Genomic DNA, 3,078 nt, shown 5'->3' with positions numbered 1-3,078 from the left:
CCGCGACAAAGGATTGTCGCGGAAGCTAACTCCCCGCGCATGTCACTTTCGCGATCGAAGCCATGAGGCGACCATTTCGATCTCGTTGGTAAGAACGCCGCCGCTATAGTTCTCTGGCAGCCGAGAGAGCTCTTCAACACTGTCCATCCCGGTCGAGAAATCGCCGCCATGATAGGGGCCGACAACGAACACGGTACTTCCAACTGAATCCATCCGATTTAGATAACGATCAGGCCAGCCCCAAAGCCACGGGGCCACGTTGATCGGGACGAGCACCACCGTTGAACGGCATTCGTCTGGCATCGCGCCCGTCCATCCATAAGCGATGTAACGCAGCAGGCATCCCTTTAGGGAAGCACGAGACATCGTTTTCAAGCCGGGAACTGCGGTGCGCAAGGCTGCGATCGGCCGATCCCCGCCGTAAGCCATGACGGTTGCTCGTCGCTCCGGCGGAAGGGCATTCAGGAACGTCGCCAGTTTCGATCCTTCATCGGGATCGTTGCTCTTCACGTTGATCAGGAAGGGCCGGTCAGGAAAAGCCTGAAGCACTTCGGCAAGAGTCGGCATCATGCCGACATCGCTGCCTCTGAACGGATATGTCCTGCCACCATCGGCGGTGTAGCCGTAGCCTATGTCAAGTTTCTTGAGATCGGCCACGGAATGCTCGCGCGTGACGCCATGGCCGTCGGTGCGGCAATCCAGTGTCCAGTCGTGAAAGACCACGAATTGTCCATCTGTCGTGGGATGAACATCCAGCTCAACAATGTCAGCACCGACCTCGAAGCTTGCCCGCATGGAAGCAATCGTGTTCTCCAGATAACCGTGCTTCGGCGGCAGGATGCGGGAAGCTGTGCAGGTATCATTGGTGACCCCGGCTGGATCGAAACGTTGCGCGATTCCACGATGCGCGAGGACAAGCGGATCATCCCCATCTGGACGGCGCGTGAACAAATTCGTGTTGTTAAGAAAGATGAACGCGGAGAGAGAGATAATTACTATGAGGATATAGCGTAGAATTCTTCTCATAAATAACGTGTCTCTCTGTCAATAATGAGCCGGCCGGCACTTGCCTAACGACAGACATGGCGCTTTCAAGGCGAGCTCCCCTATGTCGCAAATTCCCGCAACCTGCGACACATTTTGCGACCAACTCATGCGACGTAGCAAGCTTTAGGATTTTCGCGACAACGCTATTCGCCAGGCCATGCCTTCAACACACGCACCCCTTCCAGTTCAGAGCCGGGCCAAAGCTGCATAAGGTAGTGGTCATGTCCATCGAGGTGGTTTTCGCTGAGGGTATCCAGACCTGAAAGATTGGCACGCACGCCGAGCGGCCCCGCTTTTACCAAAAGTCGCGGCGCGGCGGGGTCGTAATCTGTCAAACCAGCCAGCACGAGTTGGCCCGAGGGGCAATCGAAACGAGCTTCAACAATGTGCTGGTAGGCGTCGAGATCAAGGATGGGTCGTTGGTCGTGCCATTCGACGCGGATTGGCACAGTCATGTTGCGCGCTGTGCGGAGAATGACCGCATGTGGCCCGGCCATGAGGTAGCGGGCGATCTCTTCATCGGTGTAGCGGTCAGGTAAAATTGGATGGCCCTCATCGCGTAGGTATATTTGGAAATAATCGGCAAAGAGATTTCCCTGATACAGAACTTTCAACATAGCGGACCCAGCGGACATAGGACGTGTCATTGCAAGCACTCCCACTGCGAGCAAGGTGCGTCGGTTCAAAAGCATACTTCGTCCCTCTGCAATTTGATTTCTGGCATATGCTCCATGCGAGTTTGTTGCGAAAATCCCGAGTCTTGAATCTGGGAGTACGCTGACTTTTGCGACGCATCAAATGTCAGGCAGATCGTCCCCCCAGGGCGCTTCCTGAACTGGTCAGTGCATGGTAGTGCAAGCTCATAGGCGGAGAATAACATGAATTGGATCATCAGGCCTTTTGAAGGTGCTTTCCCACTACGATTTGGGATGAGTTCTGAAGAAGCAGAAAATAGGATTGGTCAAAACGAACATTTCATCATCAGACCAAGTGGCAATCGTCAAGAATATAGGGGAGATAGATTTCCCGTACTTACCTTTGATCCTGAAAATCAGCTGAAGGAGCTTATTTTCAGCAGCCATGGCGACCCCCTAATGCTGGATGACGTGTCACTATTTGCCATGAATCCGGAGCGCGTCCTGAAAAGGATAAATGAAATCGGAAAAGAGCTATTTAAAGACGATTACTCTGTTTACGCTCCTCAGATCGGCCTTGCCTTGGTGGGATTTGAGGGCAAGGACGGCGATGAGAAATCGGTTACCCTTTTCAAAAGGGGAGCTTTGGATAGTAGAATTCCCGATGCTACGCCATGGAGCTGGATATAATGGAGCGCCGCTGATTAAGGCTAGGTTTGGGCGCGCGGTCTCCAGACGGTCGTCAATTTTGCCATAGGAACTTGCCAGTCCCTCCTGCACATTCGCATTCAAAAAGATAACCGCAACCGCCCCCGAAGTTCATTTCCGTCTCGTAGTCTGGGCCGGCCTCAAGCTGAGCAACAAAACCCATCTTCTTCTGGCAGTGATGGCAGCTCGGCGTTTCGTCGCCCTGTAGCCAAAATGCTTTTCCGCCAATCCGGCCGAGAACGTCACGCTGGCGGCGAGAATGCCGTTGCGCCCATTCCTCACGGGCCTTGTCATAGGTCAAGGATTGGACCCGCTCGATACGAGCGCCATATCGCAGGCCAGCGCGAACGACCTCGCCTTCGGACGGCGCATCGGCAATTTTGAGGTCCTCAATGCCTGTGCAAACGACCGCATTTGCGCCGCCATCCGCCTCCCACTCCGAACATACCCCGGGGTCGTTCTGACACATAAAGATCAAGTGGAGCCTCTGCGCGCCTGCGCGGCGAACTTGACCGAGGAATTGCATGTTACCGCCGCAAGATTTACATGCTGGCCACGAGAAACGGCTATCGGTAGACGGCAAGCCTCCAAAGCTTGTTTCCGAGGATGGCCCATCTGTCAGGGTGCCATCTACAAGAAGAAGGTCAATTTCGGCCATAGGCTTTCCTACACATCGTTTCGGTCGCAA

At 54.3% G+C, this 3,078-nt stretch carries 4 protein-coding genes; 1 reads left to right on the top strand and 3 read right to left on the bottom strand.

The window, feature by feature from the left end; translation table 11 throughout:
• Positions 1–42: 42 nt before the first annotated feature.
• Together G6N74_RS30295 and G6N74_RS30290 are read right to left on the bottom strand one after the other, a co-directional pair.
• Positions 43–1,026 carry a glycerophosphodiester phosphodiesterase family protein gene (locus G6N74_RS30295; RefSeq protein WP_165121706.1) on the bottom strand — a complete coding sequence of 328 codons (984 nt, stop codon included), beginning with the start codon at positions 1,024–1,026 and terminating at the stop codon, positions 43–45.
• Between the two features lie 164 nt (positions 1,027–1,190).
• Complete coding sequence (locus G6N74_RS30290; protein ID WP_165121705.1) at positions 1,191–1,664, bottom strand: hypothetical protein; 474 nt, start codon at positions 1,662–1,664, stop codon at positions 1,191–1,193.
• Positions 1,665–1,925: 261 nt separating this feature from the next.
• Between G6N74_RS30290 and G6N74_RS30285 the strand changes: the two genes are divergently transcribed.
• Positions 1,926–2,372, top strand: coding sequence for a hypothetical protein (locus G6N74_RS30285; RefSeq protein WP_165121704.1), 447 nt, complete (start codon positions 1,926–1,928; stop codon positions 2,370–2,372).
• Positions 2,373–2,424: 52 nt separating this feature from the next.
• On the opposite strand, the gene G6N74_RS30280 is transcribed toward G6N74_RS30285, so the two are convergent.
• On the bottom strand, positions 2,425–3,048 hold the full coding sequence (locus G6N74_RS30280; protein ID WP_165121703.1) for a hypothetical protein: 624 nt from the start codon (positions 3,046–3,048) through the stop codon (positions 2,425–2,427).
• Between the last annotated feature and the right edge of the window lie 30 nt (positions 3,049–3,078).

Origin of the sequence: Mesorhizobium zhangyense, assembly GCF_011045115.1 — a bacterium.
GTDB classification, from domain to species: Bacteria; Pseudomonadota; Alphaproteobacteria; order Rhizobiales; family Rhizobiaceae; genus Mesorhizobium_M; species Mesorhizobium_M zhangyense.
Note: the sequence above shows the minus strand (reverse complement) of the source record. Positions and strands in the feature narration are given on the sequence as shown.

What these genes read in the sequence shown, in the direction of transcription:
- G6N74_RS30295 (WP_165121706.1), bottom strand. Translation starts at nt 1,026, where the DNA reads ATGAGAAGAATTCTACGCTATATCCTCATAGTAATTATCTCTCTCTCC.
- G6N74_RS30290 (WP_165121705.1), bottom strand. Translation starts at nt 1,664, where the DNA reads ATGTTGAAAGTTCTGTATCAGGGAAATCTCTTTGCCGATTATTTCCAA.
- G6N74_RS30285 (WP_165121704.1), top strand. Translation starts at nt 1,926, where the DNA reads ATGAATTGGATCATCAGGCCTTTTGAAGGTGCTTTCCCACTACGATTT.
- G6N74_RS30280 (WP_165121703.1), bottom strand. Translation starts at nt 3,048, where the DNA reads ATGGCCGAAATTGACCTTCTTCTTGTAGATGGCACCCTGACAGATGGG.